This window comes from Ruegeria sp. BB1, from assembly GCF_056539465.1.
The window spans coordinates 38,290-57,215 of the sequence record NZ_JBQFVB010000013.1; the positions used below are offsets into that span (position 1 = coordinate 38,290).

The 18,926-nt window shown below is 53.8% G+C and carries 14 protein-coding genes and 1 pseudogene; 7 read left to right on the forward strand and 8 right to left on the reverse strand.

What is annotated here, in order from left to right:
• Window positions 1-103 precede the first annotated feature (103 nt).
• Window positions 104-1,666 (reverse strand): arylsulfatase, encoded by a 1,563-nt coding sequence (locus ACR0AL_RS20045; protein WP_480664406.1) that lies wholly within the window; start codon window positions 1,664-1,666, stop codon window positions 104-106.
• A 1,670-nt stretch (window positions 1,667-3,336) separates the two neighbouring features.
• Here ACR0AL_RS20045 and ACR0AL_RS20050 point away from each other — a divergent pair.
• The 5 genes and pseudogenes from ACR0AL_RS20050 (at window position 3,337) to ACR0AL_RS20070 (ending at window position 6,871) form a co-directional block, all read left to right on the forward strand.
• Window positions 3,337-3,477 (forward strand): hypothetical protein, encoded by a 141-nt coding sequence (locus tag ACR0AL_RS20050; RefSeq protein WP_302477243.1) that lies wholly within the window; start codon window positions 3,337-3,339, stop codon window positions 3,475-3,477.
• A complete protein-coding gene (locus tag ACR0AL_RS20055) occupies window positions 3,478-3,621 on the forward strand; it encodes an enoyl-CoA hydratase-related protein (protein WP_302477241.1) in 144 nt (47 codons plus the stop codon).
• Window positions 3,567-4,361: pseudogene (locus ACR0AL_RS20060) on the forward strand (acetyl-CoA C-acyltransferase); the annotation flags it as partial. The gene ACR0AL_RS20055 and the pseudogene ACR0AL_RS20060, both read left to right, overlap by 55 nt.
• Before the next feature lie 119 nt (window positions 4,362-4,480).
• Window positions 4,481-5,500, forward strand: coding sequence for an AraC family transcriptional regulator (locus ACR0AL_RS20065; RefSeq protein WP_480664408.1), 1,020 nt, complete (start codon window positions 4,481-4,483; stop codon window positions 5,498-5,500).
• A 192-nt stretch (window positions 5,501-5,692) separates the two neighbouring features.
• A complete protein-coding gene (locus ACR0AL_RS20070) occupies window positions 5,693-6,871 on the forward strand; it encodes an acyl-CoA dehydrogenase family protein (protein ID WP_480664410.1) in 1,179 nt (392 codons plus the stop codon).
• A gap of 973 nt (window positions 6,872-7,844) precedes the next feature.
• Here the strand turns inward: ACR0AL_RS20070 and xylA are convergent.
• From xylA to xylF, 4 genes are all read right to left on the reverse strand, one after another.
• Window positions 7,845-9,152, reverse strand: a complete 1,308-nt coding sequence (gene xylA / locus ACR0AL_RS20075) for a xylose isomerase (protein WP_170379767.1) — start codon at window positions 9,150-9,152, stop codon at window positions 7,845-7,847.
• 9 nt (window positions 9,153-9,161) lie between these two features.
• Entirely contained in the window at window positions 9,162-9,965 is an 804-nt protein-coding gene (locus tag ACR0AL_RS20080; protein WP_170351985.1) for an ATP-binding cassette domain-containing protein, read from the reverse strand.
• The gene (locus ACR0AL_RS20085) at window positions 9,965-11,263 is read right to left on the reverse strand and encodes a sugar ABC transporter permease (RefSeq protein WP_480664412.1); all 1,299 of its coding nucleotides are present in this window, start codon (window positions 11,261-11,263) and stop codon (window positions 9,965-9,967) included. Before ACR0AL_RS20085 ends, ACR0AL_RS20080 begins: the two co-directional genes overlap by 1 nt.
• Window positions 11,264-11,326: 63 nt before the next feature.
• Complete coding sequence (gene xylF / locus ACR0AL_RS20090; RefSeq protein ID WP_155150139.1) at window positions 11,327-12,346, reverse strand: D-xylose ABC transporter substrate-binding protein; 1,020 nt, start codon at window positions 12,344-12,346, stop codon at window positions 11,327-11,329.
• Window positions 12,347-12,497: 151 nt separating this feature from the next.
• Here xylF and ACR0AL_RS20095 point away from each other — a divergent pair, with 151 nt between their 5' ends.
• Both ACR0AL_RS20095 and ACR0AL_RS20100 read left to right on the forward strand, forming a co-directional pair.
• Complete coding sequence (locus ACR0AL_RS20095) at window positions 12,498-13,715, forward strand: ROK family protein (protein ID WP_480637876.1); 1,218 nt, start codon at window positions 12,498-12,500, stop codon at window positions 13,713-13,715.
• Window positions 13,705-15,216 (forward strand): CRTAC1 family protein, encoded by a 1,512-nt coding sequence (locus ACR0AL_RS20100; RefSeq protein ID WP_480649265.1) that lies wholly within the window; start codon window positions 13,705-13,707, stop codon window positions 15,214-15,216. Before ACR0AL_RS20095 ends, ACR0AL_RS20100 begins: the two co-directional genes overlap by 11 nt.
• Here ACR0AL_RS20100 and ACR0AL_RS20105 read toward each other — a convergent pair whose 3' ends face one another.
• From ACR0AL_RS20105 to xylB, 3 genes are read right to left on the reverse strand one after another with little or no spacing between them, the layout of a single operon-like run.
• Window positions 15,217-16,518, reverse strand: a complete 1,302-nt coding sequence (locus ACR0AL_RS20105; protein ID WP_480649267.1) for a cytochrome-c peroxidase — start codon at window positions 16,516-16,518, stop codon at window positions 15,217-15,219.
• Window position 16,519: 1 nt separating this feature from the next.
• A complete protein-coding gene (locus tag ACR0AL_RS20110; RefSeq protein ID WP_480664414.1) occupies window positions 16,520-17,467 on the reverse strand; it encodes an aldose epimerase family protein in 948 nt (315 codons plus the stop codon).
• A complete protein-coding gene (gene xylB / locus ACR0AL_RS20115; protein ID WP_480664416.1) occupies window positions 17,464-18,921 on the reverse strand; it encodes a xylulokinase in 1,458 nt (485 codons plus the stop codon). The genes ACR0AL_RS20110 and xylB overlap by 4 nt, the downstream gene beginning before the upstream one ends.
• Window positions 18,922-18,926 lie beyond the last annotated feature (5 nt).

Consider the following 18,926-nt stretch of genomic DNA (forward strand, 5'->3'; position numbering starts at 1 on the left):
TCGCTTTTTTGCAAAATTCCTAATCGGTTTTCTGGGGCATCCGATGATCCGAGCCGGATGCCCACGCCGCAGTGAGAAAGGCGTATTGGTTGCCTCGCTTCCTCTACTGAGAGATGCCGCCTTCGGTTGATGTCTGTTCTTCAACATGGTCTTGATTGGCGACCGGCTTCCCGCGCGGAGGGAACTCCTCGAAGGTAGCGAGATGTGCCTGCACTAGTCGGGCGGCTGGGCCGAATGCCCACATTTTCTCACCCATCCAGCGGACGTACATCCCGCTTTCCTCCGCTGCTTTCTCGTAAGGATCGCGGCGAAGGTTGAAAAGCAAGGGGGCGACCAACTCTTCCTTCGGGCCTGACCAGCCGTGGTTTTGAACGACAAAGTGCGCTTTCCAATCGTTGTAGCGTACGGCTTGGAGGTCCGTACCCTGATAGTAAATCAGCTCGCGGCGATTGCTCTCTTCGTCCTCACCTGTCAGGTAAGATAGTTGGTTGTAGCCATCGAGATGCACTTTATAGCCTTCATATCCCTCTAGGAGCTTTTCTCTTAGATCTGTCGGACCTCCAGCCGCAGCTACAAATGTTGGCATCCAGTCCATTCCGCTGAAGATGCCGTTCAAAACCTGTCCTTCAGGAATTTTGCCCGGCCAGCGAATAATAGCAGGAACTCTAAAGCCACCTTCCCAGGTAGTACCCTTTTCCCCATGAAACGGTGTCGTACCACCATCAGGCCACGTCAGTGTTTCCGGGCCATTGTCGGCAGTGAACATCACTATGGTATTATCGGCGACTCCCAGATCTTCAAGGTGGCTGAGAACGTTACCAACGTTGTTATCCAACTCCTTCATGACAACATCCTGAAGTCCGCGCCCATTGCCCAACATAGCTTCGTATTCGGGGCTGAGGTGGGTCCAGACGTGTGCACGGGCTGGAGCCATCCAGACAAAAAACGGAGTGTCCGACTCAACTGCACGAGAAATGAAGTCCTTCGTGTAAGATGTCACTTCGTCATCCAAAGTCTTTTGGCGTTCCGGCGGCGCAGGTCCGTCATCAATGATGCGCTGCTTCCCGACTTTTCCAAATCGCGGATCGACTGTTTCGTCCTCCTCGTCTGTGGCAAAAGAATGAATGATGTTGCGCGGTGCGAATTGCGCGTTGAATTCTGGATCGTCTGGCCAATCCGGATCAGACGTATATTCCATGGCATTCAAGTGATAGAGCCAGCCCCAATACTCGTCGAAACCTTTTATAGTCGGTAGGAACTCGTTGAGATCGCCCAAGTGGTTCTTACCAAACTGCCCCGTCGTGTACCCTAATTTTTTCAGGAACATTGGAAGCGTCGGATCATCTGGGTTTAACCCTATCGGATCCCCCGGCAGCCCTACCGTGTGCATACCAGTCCGAATAGGCAACTGTCCGGTCATGAAAGCTGATCGACCGGCAGTACAACTTGGCTCGGCATAATAATCTGTGAGACGAGCGCCCTCAGACGAGAGGCGATCCAAGTTCGGCGTCTCGATGCTTTTGACACCTCCGTGGTAAACGCCGACGCTCGCCCAACCCACGTCATCTGCCATGATGACAAGAATGTTGGGCGGGGCATGCTCGTCGGCCCAAGCTCCTGTTAAAGCAAAGCAGACCGCACCCGCTACTGAGATAAGCTTGTTCATTAAGACCTCCCGACACGCAATTTCTCACCAACGATAGGAAAAACATCGGCTTGGAGGAACAGTTTAATTCGTTAACTTATCAGGCCAAACATATCTTGTGTTAAAACATCTTCGGCCGCAAAGTCTGCAAACATACACTCGTCGCGATTTAGCGAACAACGGGTTCGAGCCCAATACAGACCTTCCTTTTGTGTCAAGTTTGGCGCCTACCAAAAGAGCCAGAATTGTGAGTTAGGCCAAGCCATCAGTAGTAAACTCTCGGAAAAACCGAAAAAAATGGGTATCTAGCTGCTTTGGGCGCTTCCAGTTTTCATAAAATACGTCAGATATCCTATCTATGCCGCCGTCTCCGGCGGGCATCTCCTTCCGAAAGTTCTGGTGTATAGCTTTTTTGCACCGTGCGGAGAGGGTGTTTCGAAGCTGGCACCGCAGATTAAGCTTGTTCGAGTGTAACTATACTTTCGGATACCCAACCTATACCGATGAACGCCTAGCGCATCCTGTCATTCTGTAGTTATTTCGCCTTGCACAGTCCCATAATTGTGCTGCCACCTCCTACTAACCATCCCCCTGTAGGAGAGTTGTTTGCCAGCTTCGCAATGCAAGTGTGTGAGTGGATCCGCATTGTGAAGCTGGCCTTTTTTACCTTCAACAAAAAAGGCCCCGCACAATGGCGAGGCCGTAACTCGTTACCCCCTCACAAATCACTATTGGATTGGGTTAAGCTTAATACGGCAAGGACCGCCGCTTGGATTTAAAGTTCCCCGCGTCACCCTAATCTGGGATGATTGGCAACGCGGGGATAGTCTGGTCATGGGACAGACCAGTCTATTTGTCTGTTCGGGACTTTACGCCCGCGCAGGAACACAGCCGATATAAAGATATTCCGCAAAACGGCTTGTGATTTTACGCCAAAATTCACAACACCGTTCAGAAAGTTAGTAAATGCAAAAAGCTCTGATCATGAGACGAGGTTTTCCGGCTTAAATTGACGGCCGTGTAAGAGGCGGCTTAGTCCCGCGTTATCGTCATTCTAGAGTGCTTCAGCTACGGCATGCATCGTGCCCAAAACGGAAGCTTGAATGGACCTGCCGCCCGAAAGACTCTTGCCATCGAAAGAGATCATTCCCGTTTAGCGCCCGCTATCGCGCAGAAATGTCGACACAATCGAATAGTTGATTTTGTAGTGCATCTTTGACCAAATGTTAGGCAGAACCAACGAGGGAACAAGAATGAAGAGATTTATGACCCCCACAGCTGTACTAATTGGGTCTCTAACCGTTGCAGCATGTGAAGATACTGGCAGCTCTACTGCGTCCTCAGAACTGACTCCTGCCCAGCAGGCATGTCTGCGAGATGTCGCCAATACGACGAACAATTCGCAAGTCGTGGTGCTGTCGTCTGCGTTTAGCGAGGCGGGAACACAAGTAACCGTCGGCGTTGGCGAGGACCGTGCTCCTTGGAATTGTATTGCTTACAGTGATGGCGCGACAGCTGGTATCGAGTTCCTTGGCGACGAAGGCGCTCTGTGACCAGTTTGGTGCGTAGCTGAGTACGGTTGCGCAGCACTGACTCGCTCTGTGTAAAGCTCGACTTGGTTTGTAGAATGACCACCATCGTATTTGCTGCCCTTTACCTGTTGGCGTTGTTTGCGTTTTTGACGGGTACATATGGCTGGTTGGGACAAGCCGGACCTGCCAGACCTGTGTGTAACGATTAAAACCAGCAAGAAACCCATTATCGCCGCGATGGGTGGTGCGCTGGAGATCGCACTCGCCTGTGATTACCGTGTCGCCACGCCGGATGCATAGATGGGGCTGCCCGAGATCAAGCTGGGGCTGCTGCCAGGCGCCGGGGGCACCCAAAGGCTGCCAAGGATTGCCGGGCTGGAAGCGGCAACGCAAATGATCCAAACGTTATCGACCAATCTGAACATGCCTATATGCCGATGCTGATGACGGCGGAAAATGTGGCGCGGACCTATGGGATCAGTCGTGACGCCCAGGATGAATACGCTGCACTTTCCCAAGGTCGGACCGCCCGGGCTCAGGCCGCTGGTACGTTTGAAGATGAGATCGTCCCGATCACTGCGATTAAGCGGGTCAAGAACCGCGAAACCGGAGAGGAAACCCTGGAAGAGGTGACCTTGTCAAAAGACGAGGGCAACCGGCCGGGCACGACGGCCGAAACTCTTGGCCAGTTGAACCCGGTTGTCGAAGGAGGCGTGGTTACTGCCGAAAACGCAAGCCAACTCTCTGACGGGGCCTCGGCTTGTGTGCTCATGGGAGGCAAAGTGGCTGAGCAGCAGGGCCTCACACCGCTAGGTATCTATCGCGGCATGGCTGTTGCAGGAAACGCACCGAAAGAGATGGGGGTCGGCCCGATCTTTGCCATTCCAAAGCTGCTTAAGAATGCAGGTCTTCGCATCGAAGACATCGGCCTTTGGGAGCTTAACGAAGCCTTTGCCTGCCAGGTCCTCTATTGCCGCGACCATCTTGGGATTGATCCCGAAATCTACAACGTGAACGGCGGTGCGATATCGATTGGCCACCCCTACGGCATGACAGGTGCGAGACAAGTCGGGCACGCTCTGCTTGAGGGGAGGCGTCGTGGCGTAAAATACGTGGTGACCTCCATGTGTGTTGGCGGAGGCATGGGGGCCGCAGCGTTGTTCGAAGTCGCCGGACCCCACTGAAATGAGTTCACGCAGAGCGTTATCTGGTTGAGACACTGACATTCTGTCAGCTGCGAAGGCCGCTATCTGCAAGCCTGCATTTCATGTCGACCGGAATTGGTGATACCTCCTGAGGCGTTATGACCAATGTCACGCCAACGATCCTTTCCACGGTTTCCAGCCAGTTTGTCGATGACTGGCTGGCGGCGCTGCGTGCCCTATGCCCAGAGGCGCAGATGGCGTCGCTGCTTAGCCGGTCCGGTCTGAACGCGGATACGCGCTCGCCGAATGGTCGCGTCACGCTGGATCAGATCGTTTGCCTGTATCAACTTGCTGCAGTTGAGACCGGCGATGAGATGATGGGGCTTTGGAGCAGGCCCGTGCGACCGCGTGCCCTGCAACACCTTCTGACGACAGTGCGCGAAGCCACATCCTTGCCATCTGCACTTTACCGGTTTTCGACCTTCTGGAATTTGCTGCTGGATGACTATCAGTTTGATCTGGATGACGCTGACAGCGCCCTCACACTGAGCCTGAACCCGCAAACAGATGCGCCTGTACAACGGTTTGGCCACATGCTGATCCTCAAACTTGCCCACGGGCTCATGTCTTGGCTGGCAGGGCATGAGGTTCAGGTTAAAGCCGTTGATTTCGCGTTTGATCGCCCGGACTTTGATCAGGATTACGCGATTATCTTTCCTGCACCGCTGCGGTTTGGCCAACCCGCCACCGCCATCGCGTTTGATCCGAATGTAATGGGCCCTGTGCAGACTCGAAGCACAGCTGGTCTTGACCGGTTTTTGCAAAACGCGCCGCGAGACTGGATTTTTACCTCTTCCCGCGAACACACCCAATCGCTGCGGGTGCGCACGTATCTGGGTCAGACAGGTTGGGATTCGGCGACCTTAACACAGACAGCATCCGCAATGCACATGACCCCGCGCACCCTGATCCGCAGGCTACACGCGGATGGCACGTCGTTTCAGGCCATAAAGGATGCCCTGCGGCGCGACATCGCAATCCGTGATCTTCAGGCGGGGCGCAAAAGCGTTGAAGCCATCGCACATGATGTCGGATTTTCGTCGGCGGCCAATTTCCACCGGGCCTTTCAACGCTGGACCGGAAGCACGCCCAGCTCATACCGCAAATCACAAACATAAGCGGCCATTTGTCACTTTTGGACAATTATCTGTCAGCGCACGAGATAGAGCTTAACGGGCTGGCTCGCTAAATCTTGCCGCAGAGAAGCATTTTCAGCTGAAGTTTCGCCTTCATAGCTCATCAGTCTGGCCATCCACGATTGCCGGGTTGTGGCGTCATCTGAGAACAATCGCCCTTGAAAGGATCCACCAATGTCAGACAAACTCGCCACCATACTCCAGGCCGCACGCGACCACGCCGAGCAGGTCATCCTGCCAAATGTGGACGCCTGGAACGCCACGAAGACATGGCCCCGTGATGCGTCGGACAAGGCCGGGGCCGCTGGCCTGACTGGGCTGTACGCCCCCGAAGAGTTTGGCGGCCAGGGCTTGCCACTTTCAGAGGGCATTCAGGTCTACGAACAACTGGGGCTCGGAGATGGCGCTTATGCCTTTGCCCTGTCGATGCATAACATCTGCACCTTCGCGGGCTGCGGCTATGGCACAGATGCCTTCAAGGAAAAGTGGGCGCGGGATCTGACCTCTGGCCGCAAACTGGCGAACTTTGCGCTGACCGAACCGCAATCGGGATCGGATGCCACAAACATGTATTCGCGAGCCGTGATCAATGATGACGGCACATGGACGATCAGCGGTGCGAAGGCATGGGTCAGCTTGGCGACCGAGGCTGATATCTATTTCACCGTGGTCAAAACCAGTGATGCACCCGGCCACAAGGATATGGCGATGATCGCCATTCCCGCCGACGCTCCGGGCCTCAGTTTTGGCCCGCTCTACGACACCCCGTCCTACAACTTCCTGCCTCTGGCCGAGATGTACATGGACAATGTCGTGGTGAGCGAAGACAATATCATCCTGCCCATTGGCCAGGGCCTGCAAGGCTCACTCATGGCGATCGATATTGCCCGCGTTTCGATTGCGTCAGGATGCTGTGGATTGATGCAAGCTGCATTAGATACGGCGCTGTCCTATTCCAAGAACCGCAAGATGTTTGGTGGCAGGAACCTCGATCTGGACGGGATCCAGTGGATGCTGGGCGAGGTTGCGACCGATCTTGAAGCCTCGAAGCTACTGTACCGCAAGGCGGCAGAGGCCCTTGGCACGCCCGAGGGCCCACTGATGGCCGCCCATGCCAAACGGTTTGTGCCAGATGCCGCAGTGAAGGCTGCAAATACCTGCACGCAAGTGCTGGGCGGCATGGGTCTGCTGCAGCCTTATGGTCTGGATCGTTTGTCCCGCCTCGCGCAAATGCTGCGGATTGTGGACGGGACAACCGAAATCAGCCGTGTAGTTATCGGGCGGGCCCTGCAAAAACGAGCGGCGTCCTTGCCTGATCTGCCAGTACCGAAAGGATTTGGTGAAACCGGCTGAACGTCCCACCCCCCGGTGAAGCGGAACCGACCTGAAAATCTCCTCAGAGAGCGGTAAAATTGAAAGACCAGCCGCGCATATGCGGCCGGTTACTCGATATTGCAGACCTTGGTGCAACCGCAGCGAATTCAACCTTTGTCCGCTTCTCTGCCTCTAACTAAGCCACTCAGACTGTCCGCATATTGCGGTTCGTGGCTTGCTGCATGAGCAAAAGTTATTGGAATGGGAGAAGGCCTGGTAAGGGCTCAAAGCCTCTAACGACGCTCTGAACTAAGAACAGTTACATCAAACTTTTTGCCGACCATTGAGTGTTGAGGTAAACGTTCCCAACGGTGGCATAGCGTACTGCGCTCATGCTTTTGTTTTGTGAGACAACGGGATTTGGACAAGCCAAACGCCCCTGGCCATCAGGGGTAAGACACTGCCTTCCCCCTCGGGCAACCCTATTAGACAACACCGTGTCCTCGGCTGCGCCTGCGGGCCGCACCACTATTGTCGAATAGCGTTGCCTCGCCCCCTCCCGCGATCGCCACGTGGCAGATTAGCAGGCACAGGCAGCTTCGCTGTCTGACCTGCAAATCAGCTCTGATTTTCCGAAAGGGAAGTCAGATCAAATTCAACTGATGTCCAACATTGGGGGGGTGCCTTCTGATGTCGAACGTTCACCTAGTATCTAGTCCAACTATGACGGTTGGGTCAGGTTCGTGTGACGTCCAACAGGAAATGTGGAACGCCACTGATATTTGACTCAATCGACAGATAAAACTTTAATAAATCAATAATTTACGTCACTCATTAGCGACCCAAACGTCAATCATTTGTGACCCAAAACGAATTGAGGCCATTCAACCATATTAAGGAGGGGTTTTGTCTATATGGACGGGTTATGAACAAAACCTCCATTCGTGCCCTCAGCACCAAAGACGGCTTGGCATGACTTTTGACAGCAGTGGAAAACACCCAAGTTTGGCAGTTAGACAAATCTGTTCACATAATTCTCTAGTATTTCCTGGCGTCCAGATTGCGGCTCTGGGTTTATTCCTTCATTTAAAACGCGAGCGGAAATTTCATCCAGACTACTGCCTAACATGGACTCCGCTTTGGGAGACTTCCAACCGGAGTAGCGTTGCGAAAGCGCGTTTTCCAAACCTCCATCTTCAATCATTGCAGCCGCTGCTTTCAAACCACGTGCGCATATATCCATTCCGCCGATATGAGCCGCCGCCAGATCGACAGCGTCAATCGATTGCCTGCGAATTTTGGCGTCGAAATTTGTGCCCCCGGTGGTAAAACCACCAGCTTTCAGGATGTAATAGTAAGCTAGGGCAACTTCCGGTGTATTGTTCGGGAACTGGTCTGTATCCCATCCGGATTGGTAGTCGTTGCGGTTCATATCAATCGAACCCAGCATCCCTTCAGCAGCCGCAACCGCAATTTCATGCTCAAAGCTATGCCCGGCAAGGATCGCGTGGCCCTGCTCGAGATTTAGTTTCACTTCGTTCTCCAACCCATACTTCCTGAGAAAACCGATGCAAGTAGCTGCGTCATAGTCGTATTGGTGCTTGGAAGGCTCCTGAGGTTTCGGCTCCACAAGAATGGTGCCTTTGAACCCGATCTTATGTTTGTACTCTACGACCATGTTCAGAAAACGGCCCATGTGGTCCAATTCAGTTTTCAGGTCCGTGTTCAGAAGGGTTTCGTAGCCCTCACGACCTCCCCACAGAACATAGTTTTCACCGCCTAGTTTGTGAGTTGCATCCATACAGGATTTTACTGTCGCTGCAGCGAACGCAAAAACGTCGGGATCAGGATTGGTACTGGCGCCAGACATCCAGCGACGATGACTGAACATATTGGCCGTACCCCAAAGCAGTTTCGTGCCAGAAACTTGCATCTTTTCACCGATATAATCGGTGATTTCTTCCAATGTGCGCAGGTTATCGGCAAAATTTCCCTGTTCAGGCCGGATATCAGCGTCGTGCCAGCAAAAGAATGGCTGCCCCAAAAGCTCAAACAATTCGAATGCAATATCTGCCTTCTGGCGGGCCCGGCCCATATCGTCCTGAGGATACCATGGGCGTTCGAACGTAGGTCCACCAAAGGGGTCTCCACCCTCCCACGCGAATGAATGCCACCAGGCCACCGCAAACCGCAGATGGTCCTCCATACGCTTGCCCATGATGATTTCATCCGGGTCGTAGTGACGAAAGGCCAACGGGTTCTTGCTGTCCACGCCTTCAAACTGGACCTTCTCGATCCCTTCAAAAAATCCACTTGGCATTTCTGCCCCCTACTCTGCTTTTTGTGCTGGCTGCTTGCCGAGAATGATCATCGACAATAGATCGTCATCAGTTACGTCTGCGATATCGACCGTCCCAACCAGTTTTCCGTTCTTCATGACCGAGGCGCGGTCGCACAGTTCCATGACGGCATGCACGTCGTGATCGATCAGAAATATCCCGATGCCTTGCGCCTTTAGCTGGTGGATCAGATCCGCCACCATCTGAGTTTCATGCGGCCCGAGCGCTGCTGTCGGCTCATCCATGATCAGAATACGTGCGTTGAAGTAGACAGCCCGAGCGATCGCCACTGATTGTCTTTGCCCGCCCGACAAGGCGGAGACCGGGTCATTGAACTTCTGAAAGTTCGGGTTGAGCTGAGCCATGATCTTTCGGCACTCGGCCTCCATGGCTGCGTCGTTGACCAAACCAAAAGGCGTCGTCATCTCACGCCCCAGGAACAGGTTCGATGTCGCGTCCAGATTGTCGGCCAAGGCGAGCGTCTGATATATCGTTTCGATGTTATTCGCCCGGGCGTCACGGGGATTGCCAATCTCGACTGGCTTGCCATCAATCAGGATCTCACCGTGATCCATCTGATAGGCGCCGGACAGAACCTTGATCAGAGTGGACTTCCCGGCCCCGTTATGGCCAAGCAGGCCAACGACTTCACCCGGATAGAGATCGACCGACACATGGTCGACGGCCTTGATCCCACCGAAGGAAATCGAAATATCGCGCATCTCGACCAATGGCGGCGCGCCTGACCCACGCCCAGTGCCGGAAGTTTTTTTCTGAGTATCCTGAGCTTGCATCACTTGGCCCCCAGTCGCTTGCGGTAAACGATGTCGATATAGACGGCCAACACGAGGACGCTGCCGACGACGATGTTCTGAAACGGCGCGTCAACGCCAACCATTGCCATGCCCGATTGCAGCGCCTGCATGATCAATGCACCAAGGATCGCGCCATAGATGGTACCGATGCCGCCCGACAATGCGGTTCCTCCGATCACTGCAGCGGCGATGACCCGAAGTTCGTCCAGCGTACCAATGTCGTTCGAGTGGTTTGCCAAGCGGGCCGAGGCGACCACCGCGGACACGGCGCACAAGAAACCCATCAAAGCAAAGATTTTCACGGTCAGCAGCCGAGTGTTGATACCTGAAAGCTCTGCCGCATCCGGGTTGCCACCAGTGGCAAAGATGTATCGACCAAACCGGGTTTTCCGTGCCACGATCGTCAGGGTAACCGCTACTATGATTAGTATGAGGACAGAAATCGGTATGCCGTATCCTACAACCAGCCCTTCTGGCATTGTCTCGCCGCGCGCTTCGAACATACGTTGCAGCCGGCGCGTCGGAATGGAGTAGCTGTTTACGATGTAAACGTACCCAAGGATAGCAATTGCGATTATCCCGGCCAGAGTGGCCTCGGCCCAAACAGGTTTTACCGGGAAACCATGTGACGCTTTTGCGCGTCGCCCACTCCACAAAGCCCAGATGGCAATCGCAGTAGCAAACAAGCCGAACAGCCAGCTTGTCGTCGTTCCCAATGTCCCGTTGGTCCCGCCAAACATCAGGAATGTACTATCCAGAGGACCAATCGTCTGGCCGCTGGTCAAATACCACGCCACGTTTCGCCAAACCAGAAATCCACCAAGCGTAACGATGAACGCTGGTATCGTCAGATAACCAACCATCCAGCCATGAAACGCACCAATCAGTGTGCCGACAAACAACCCGACAACGATTGTGATCGCCCAGGTTGCCGGGTTGTTCAAACCCATACCAAGTACCTGCGGCAAAAGCTCGGTTTGCGTCATTGCCATCACAGCCGAGGTTGTTGCCAATAGTGCGCCAACCGACAAGTCGATGTGTCGCGTGACGATAATGAACACCATTCCGCAAGCCATAATGGCCACTGAAACCGTCTGGATGGACAGGTTGAATAGATTGCGCGGCGTCAGGAACCTTCCATCTGTGAAGATGTTGAATCCGATGCACAGGATGACAAACGCGCCGATCATTCCCAAAAGTCGCATGTCCAGTTCCAGTTGCTGGAACAGGCTGGGTTTCGCTTTTTCAGGTATCGGCTGAGACGAAGTTTCGGTCATTTCCGATCTTTCATTTTCAGCATTTGCCCCAGGCCCAGACTAAGAGGCCCAGGGCTGAGTGGTTTAGTTACAAGGCGCAGGTCCGTTTTCAACGCCTTGGCAAAGATCTTCCAGCGGGATCCATCCGGCATCCACAACCACGGACAAGTTGTCCTTAGTGATTGGAACAGGCGCTAGGAAAACCGAGTTCATCTCGGTCCCACCCGGTGATGTCCAGCTAACTGCGCCTTCGACATCAGCAGGGCTTGTCCCACCGCTCAATGCGACAGCGATTTCGCCAGCGGCCTTTCCAAGTTCGCGAGCATCCTTCCAAACCGAAACCGTCTGCGTTCCCAGTGCGACACGGTTCAATGCTGCGTGGTCGCCGTCCTGACCGGAAACCGGAATGCCTTCCATGCCCTGTGCGGTCAGCGCAGCAACAACACCGCCTGCAGTACCGTCATTTGACGCAACAACCGCATCCACGTTGTTCTCATTCGCGGTCAGGATCTGCTCCATGTTTCGCTGCGCGTTCGCCGGCAACCAGCCATCCGTATAGGCCTCACCAACGATTACGATGTCACCGCTGTCGACGGCTGCTCCGATGATCTCTTGCTGACCACCGCGCAGGAAATCTGCGTTCGGATCAGTAGGAGAGCCTTTGATCATCACGTAGTTGCCCTTGGGCATGGCTTCAAAAACAGCCCGGGCCTGCATTCTGCCGACTTCCACATTGTCAAAGGTCAGATAGAACGCACGGTCGTCCTCAATCAGGCGATCATAGGCAATGACTGGAATACCTTCGTCCGCTGCAGCCTGAACAGCCGGTCCGATTGCCTGCGCGTCCTGGGCCAGAATAATAAGCGCGTCTACACCCTGGGCGATCAGGCTTTCAATGTCCGAAAGCTGCTTTGCGGAAGACGACTGCGCGTCTGCCGAGATGTACTCGGCACCCCCTGCTTCAAGCGCCGATTTGATGGCCGCTTCGTCTGTTTTCCAACGCTCTTCCTGAAAGTTGGACCAGCTTACGCCGACCACTGGCTCTGCGAATGCGGTCGAAGCCAACAAAGTGGCCACAGCCGAAAAGCTGAGAATTCTCTTCATGATTTCCTCCCATATGCCGAGCCATCGCATTTCGATTCGCGGCTCTCACAAATTTGAATACCATATTTATTTCAGTCAGTAAAATATTTACTCTACAAGACGCAGCCAAATTCAAATAGATTGGATCAACAGCAAGATTCGCGAGGACAAGATGCTGAAAAGCAAAGCCTCTCCGGTTTCTTTGGAACAAAGAAATACGACCCGCTTACGGGTATTGGAGCACATCAGAGCCAAGGGGTCCGTCTCACGGATCGATATTGCATCCGCCTTGCAAACCAGCCCTGCGACTGTCACCGCCGCCACGGCTGATCTCATCTCGGCCGGGCTGGTGAAGGAGACTGAAAGCCAAGCACAGTCAAAGTCGGGGAAGAGAGGCAGACCCAGAGTATTGCTGCAATTGGACGGCCAGATGCACCTTGTGGCCGGCCTCAAGGTGGCTCGGCAAGTAATCTCCGTTATCTTGGTCGACTTTGAAGGTAACGAAGTCGCATCCCATAAATATGCTCTGGATCACGCCAGAATGTCGCCGCAAGTATTTGTTTCGGCGATCCGCGAAGCTCTTGAAGAAACCTGCAGTCAGATCGATCGTACTGTCGCTCATTTGGCAGGTGTTTCTATCGGGGTGGCTGGACTGGTCGATGCAAACAAGAATTTTGTCCACTGGTCATCCTCAATTACTGAGAGAAATATTGATTTCAGCCACTTGCTTTCAAATGAGCTGCCCTGCCCCGCATTCGTCGACAACGACGCCAATCTTGTCGCCAAGGCCGAACAGCTTTTTGGCTTGTGTAAGGGATTAAAGAACTTCCTCGTTGTTACGATCGAACACGGTGTTGGCCTTGGCATCGTATTGGATGGCAAACTATACCGTGGAGAACGAGGCTGCGGCGCTGAGTTTGGGCATACCAAAGTTCAACTTGACGGAGCCCTTTGCCAATGCGGTCAACGCGGATGTCTAGAAGCCTATGTGGGCGACTATGCTTTGATCCGCGAGATGACAGTCACCGGTCATACCAACGACATGGAAACCGTTTCCGACATACATGACCGCGCCAACTCAGGTGACGACAGAGCTTCATCAGTGCTTGCCCGCGCAGGTCAGATGTTTGGCCTCGGGATTTCCAACCTGATCAACTTGTATGACCCAGAGTGCATTATCGTCTCGGGGGCACAAATGAGCTTTGAGCATTTGTGTTCCAACGAAGTTATGACCCGCATTCAAAACGGCGTTGTGAATGTCGATGCACCTTTGCCCCAGATCAAAGTTCATCACTGGGGTGACATGATGTGGGCCAAGGGGGCGGCAGCCTATGGAATTGAACAAATCTCAATTCTCAAGGTCAAGGAGCTGACGGCGAATGCGTCTTGAGTTTGCGATATTTGCGACTTTGGGCACAGTTGCGAATGCGGACACTGTTATTCCCCAGTTTACAAATGTGGATGTACCAAAACATGTCTATGATGGCGGGTGGGAGCATTTTGTCGGCGGTGGTGTGGCCGTTTTCGATTGCAATGGGGACTCGCTGCCAGAACTCTTTTTGGCTGGCGGTTCCAACCGGTCTCAACTGTTCATCAATACCTCGAAGGAACAGATAGCATTTCAGGCAAAGACGCCTGAAGATCTTTCGCTGGCCGGTGTGACCGGCGCCTACCCTCTCGACGTTGATAGCGACGGCATAGTGGATTTGGCGATTTTGCGTGTTGGCCCAGACCTGCTTCTTCGGGGCGATACCGACTGCCAATTCAGCCCTTTCACTGAACTCAGGTTTCAGTCCGAGGATCACTGGACCACAGGCTTCTCGGCAACATGGGAAAGCGGGCAAACTTTACCGACCTTGGCGTTTGGCACTTATGTTGATCGATTTGATCCCGAAGGTCCTTTTGAATCCTGCGGGCCAATCCTTTTGTACCGCCCAGAAGGCGACTTGTATCACGAGCCATTGCATCTTGAACCCGGCTACTGCTCACTTTCTATTTTGTTTTCGGACTGGGCCCGAACTGGCCGCGCTGATCTTCGCGTCAGCAACGACCGTCACTACTATGTTCGTGGCGGTCACGAGCAGTTATGGGCGATGGAACCCGAGCCTCGGCAATACTCGGAAGACGAAGGCTGGCTTCCATTTTCGATCTGGGGAATGGGGATCGCCTCTCGCGACCTTACAGGAGACGGATTTCCCGAAGTTTATCTGACCTCGATGGGTGACCAGAAACTCCAGATTTTTGACCCAGTGACAAACGGCCCGACCTGGCTCGATGCGACTTACGAAAAGGGTACGACCGCTCATAGACCGCATATCGGCGGAGACGGAAGGCCATCCACCGGGTGGCACGCACAGTTTGGCGACGTCAACAACGACGGCCGGGACGATATATTCGTGGCCAAGGGAAACGTAGAACAGATGCCCGATGCAGCTCTGAACGACCCCAATAACCTACTACTACAGAACTCCGACGGACAGTTTATTGAAGCTGCAGCAGATGCCGGTGCTGCCTCGATGGCTAAGTCTCGTGGTGCGGCGATTGCTGACCTGAACAACGATGGGAAGCTGGATCTGGTGGTCGTCAACCGAGGTTCTGAGCTAGAAGTCAGCCAGAACACTTCTCAAGGTGGCAACTGGCTATTGCTGGATGTCACTCAGGATCAATCCAATCACGTAGCGATTGGTGGATTTGTTGAAGTCAAAACCTCGCTGGGTGTTCAGACCCGAGAGCTAACAATCGGCGGCGGTCACGCTGGTGGCATCGCTGGGTTTCAGCATTTTGGGCTCGGGAGTGAGGACCAGGTGCAGGTTCGTATGATCTGGCCGGATGGTTCGAAAGACGAGTGGTTGGACTATCAGCCCAACCAAATCATACGTCTTCACCGCTGATTACTTTTCAACCGGTAACCCACTTGGAACTTGGTCGGGCACACCTAACCGCTCTGCCGGGTCTTCAAGGCTTGCCAGAAATCTGAGAAGAGCGTCGATTTCCTGATCCGTCAGGCTTACTTTCGACAAGCTGTTGCTTTGGGCAATCGCACCCAAGTGCTGATTATCCGACATTGCCCTTTGGTCGTCAGAGCCGGGGAAGTCCGGCAAGGTGGCCATCTCGATCGAGTAGTTTCGCAAGGACGCCACCGGGTCCAGATGATGGCGTACTATGTCCTCAAGTTCAGCATAGGCTCCGTTGTGTCCGTATGGCGCAGTCAGGGTCACGTTGCGCAGAGATGGCGTACGAAAAGCAAACGCGTCTTCGGAATCGCCGGTTACGCGAAGACGCCCATCGTCCCTGACATGGTTTTCAAATCGCGCCGCCTTTCCCGGACCGATCTGCGGCAGTGCAATCGAATGAAACTTGTGATCGGTCTGAAACCAGCCCGAATGGCAGTTGCTGCAGCCAGCTTTTCCGTAGAACAGGCCCATGCCAACTTCGGCCTCTTCTGGCAATTCAGCCTCACCTCGCATCGCGCGATCGAAGAGGCTGTTATCCGCGCGCCACTCGAACGCGATAAAGTCCGCGATTACGTTGGCAATTGCCGTGAACGTAATTTCATCATCCGGCGCTAAGTCCTCAAACCTCTGCTCGTACTCTGGAATGGCCGCAACACGTTCTGCAATCAAATCCCACGCACCGCCTTGCTGTGTCAGAAATCCGAGGCGAACCGCTTTGCTCACGTCATTCTCAGAATAGTGACCCGCCATTTCGTCTGGCGACAAAACCGGGAACATCGCCTGTGCGGCCAGCGCGGACTTGAAACCAGACCGCATATGAGTACCCAACGGGGTTCTGATACCATCAGGTTGCGTTGTGTCTACCTCTAGTCGCCCATCATGAAAAAACGTCGTGAACTCAGTGGCTCCAAGATTCCAAAGCCCCGGTGAGTTTCGAGGAATACGTTGTTCCGGGGTATTCTCTGGGTCCAATGTCCGCTCTGGACCCAACCCAATTCCCCCTTCCCCTATACCAAGGGAAACACCGTCGGACGTGCCAAGCCTGGGATGATGACAGGTCGCGCAGCTGATATTCTTGTTGCCAGACAAAATCGGGTCATAGAACAGCAAACGCCCCAGCTCAGCACTTACAAAGTCAGGATCGAGGAACTCTGGCAAAGGACCAAGCGATTGGGCACGCGCACCGTCCACCATTGAGATTGTTGAGCCTATAATCAAGAATAGCGAAACTGCTCTCATGTCATTCCTTAGAAACTTCTAGAATAAGTTCCTGCCGATACGGGTTCTCCGGAGTATAGATTATTGAGGGAAACGAAGAGATATTCGGTGCGTTGGGATAACCCGATGGCTCGATACACACACCACGCGAAGCGCGACGTGGTTTCGTCAGCTCATAACCCGAATAAACCTGTGCTCCGGGCTGGTCAGAGTAGACTGTCAACGCAAGGCCAGAGGGTGAAGTGAGTTCCGCCACCGGAGCCTTTGGGCAGCGATCATGATCAAAGCAGAAATAGTGATCAATCCCATCAGGCACACTTCCAATCATATTGGGCGTTGAAAAATCCAACCCGTTTTCGTTGGTCGCAAGCACTCTGCCCGACGGATTACCCTGATCGTCGATGTCCAGATACCGATTTGAAGTTAGTTTAAGCGTATGCTGGTCTACGCCTTCTGCGGCACCCAAAGTGTAGTAGTTGTGTTGCGCAATGCTTATCGGCGTCGGCCGGTCAGGTTGTGCAGCTACTGAATAGACCAAGCGTGAACCCTGTAGGCAGATCCTGACCTCGAACCTGATTTCCCCTGGAAAGCCGCTCTCCCCATCGCGAGAAACGTAACTCAACAGGGCCTCATTCTGTGCAATCTGTTCGAATTCCCAGAACTGTTTAGACAGCCCATCGTCGCCGCCATGCAGGGTGTTTTTGCCCTCATTGGCGTTCAGTTCAAAACTGGCACCATCCAATTCAAACGTCGCGCCTCTGATCCGGTTGGCAACGCGCCCAACAATAGCGCCCAGGTAACGCGTATCGGCGAGATACTCATTTGGGTCCTCGAACCCAAGGATGAGCGGGACGTCCTTGTACCACCAACCCTGCGTAATAGCCCCATAGTTCAGGATCGAAACACGCATGTTTCCATCGATGAGAATAGCATTTTCAATGCCAGAGGCTTTACCCGTTTCTGGTTTCATCTTACTGCCAGCGGCGCAAGCGCCTGATAGAATTGCTTGTATCTCCGGTATTCGTTTTCGTAGGCGTCAATCAGATCGCCGCGTGGTTCAATGCGTTCCTGAATTTCCGGCGGCGTCATGACTTGCGCCGGTTCAACGCCGTTGGCAGCACATATCGCGAGTCGTGCAGCGCCCATTGCGGCACCGAATTCGCTGCCTTTTGGCAATTCCAGCGGAACTTGCAAAACAGTAGCCAAGGTTTCCAGCCAGAACCGAGATCGCGCACCTCCTCCAACTGCCATAAGGCTATTTGGCTGGGTTCCGGTGCTCTTCAGTGCTTCCAGGCAATCTCTCATTCCGAAAGAAACACCCTCCATTACGGACTGGGTCAACTCAGCGGATTCCGACGAGATGTCCACGCCCAAAAACGCGCCTCGAATATGGCTATTGTTATGCGGCGTCCGTTCTCCTGACAGATATGGCAGGAAGGTGATCGCAGAAGGTCCATTTAATTCTCCTGGCATAGCTGCAGCAAGTCTTTCCACGGGTTCGCCTAGATTGCGAGCAAGCCAGTTCATGCTGTTCGTTGCAGAAAGCATGACACCCATTTGTATCCACCGATCAGGAACCGCATGACAAAAACAGTGTACGGCTGTTTCCGGATCAGGAGCAAAGGCTTCCCGCGCAACAAGCAACACGCCAGACGTTCCGAGTGAGACAAAACCGATGCCGTCGTTGATGCTCCCGATCCCGCAAGCTGCGGCAGCATTGTCGCCAGCACCTCCAGCCACGACAACCGGATTCGAAAGCCCCCACTCCTGCCTCAAACGGACCTTCAACTCTCCACCCGGATCACTACCTTCGACCAAGCGCGGCATCTGCTCGACACGCATGTGACCTATGGCCAGCGCCCTTTCGGACCACTGCCGAGTGTCAACGTCAAGCCAGGATGTTCCTGCGCTGTCAGACATGTCTGAGATATATTCGCCAGTAAGCCAAAACCGCAAATAATCTTTCGGCAGCAGCACCTTGTCTACCTTTGAAAACACATCCGGCTCGTGGCTGCGCAACCACTCGAGTTTCGGCGCCGTAAACCCGGGGAATACGATGTTTCCCGATATTGCGCGCATCTCTGGCGATTGATCCAGTATCCTCGCCTCATCAGCTGACCGTGTATCGTTCCAAAGAATACAGGGCCTCAATATTTCGCCATCAGAATCCAGTAGTGTAGCGCCGTGCATGTGTCCGCTTAGGCCAATACCTCGCAATTTTGAGAATGCTTGCTGGTTGCCGACGCGAAGCTTCCCAACAACCTCGTCGCAAGCGTTGGTCCAATCCAAAGGATCCTGCTCAGACCAGCCAGGCTTGGGCGTCGAGGTGGAAATGCTGACTTCGGCATCACCGACAACGTGTCCTGAGTCATCTACCAGAATCCCGCGGAGACCTGACGTTCCCAAATCTAAGCCCAGATACATTGAGC